This window comes from Salinivibrio costicola subsp. alcaliphilus (assembly GCF_001996185.1).
GTDB classification, from domain to species: Bacteria; Pseudomonadota; Gammaproteobacteria; order Enterobacterales; family Vibrionaceae; genus Salinivibrio; species Salinivibrio costicola.
In genome coordinates this window covers 1-802 of record NZ_MUFR01000114.1, presented here as the reverse complement: position 1 = coordinate 802, position 802 = coordinate 1, and the positions used below count along the sequence as shown (strand labels likewise).

Below are 802 nucleotides of genomic sequence, written 5' to 3'. Positions count from 1 at the left end.
GTCATCCTCATACGCGCCTGATGGTAATACACGGATATTTATTTGGTTTTCACCAGGCTGCAAGTACGCGGTAGCGTTAAACCCCGATGAGAAGGTGGCAGCCGGCGAGCCTAGGTTATCTATGGCATCGATATCATTAACTAACCCATTACAATACATGGTTTGCGAACGGATATTGGCGGTGTATAACACGGGTGGATTCTCGCCTTCATTATCAATCTCGATATCAACGGTCGACACCTGCTCTCTCGCTTGCCTCATTTGTTTATCTCCAAAACATCCGGCTAATAAAATGACAGTTAAAATTAACGTTATGGCTCTCATGGTATCCTCTGCTAGTCGCCACCAAATAATGTGGTGCGGTGCGGGGAGTCATCAGCACTTAAAGGATCAACCCACACCCATTCTTGTGTTTCTTCTTCGCTTGTGGTTGCTGAGTTCTCACTCTCCCAGCCATCAAAGCCGCCTTGGTTGTTTGACGAATCTTCGCCCTGCCCATCGATACTAAACGTGACCTTCATTTTGACATACGCCTTAATGCCTTCATGGCAGAAGATAAGCTCGGTTTTATCCTCTCCGCCTGTGAGTACGCACTTGGCATTGGCGACAATACCGCCTTTTAATTCGAACAGCCCCTCTAACACCCAGACCTTAACGCCGCCTCGTATCCCTATCTCGGTGGTCATTGTGACGGCCTGCTGGGCATCAAAGGCATAGGCTGGCTTAGCATCTGGGATAAACTCAATGCTGCCTTGAGTGTTGATTTTGGTTGAGGCCATGACAAAAAACTCAGCGCCAAAAT

The 802-nt window shown here is 47.9% G+C and carries 2 pseudogenes; both read right to left on the bottom strand.

Annotation, left to right across the window (positions count from 1 at the left end):
- Positions 1-261, bottom strand: a pseudogene (locus tag BZJ21_RS15410) (glycosyl hydrolase family 26); the annotation flags it as partial.
- A gap of 74 nt (positions 262-335) precedes the next feature.
- Positions 336-802: pseudogene (locus tag BZJ21_RS16400) on the bottom strand (hypothetical protein); the annotation flags it as partial.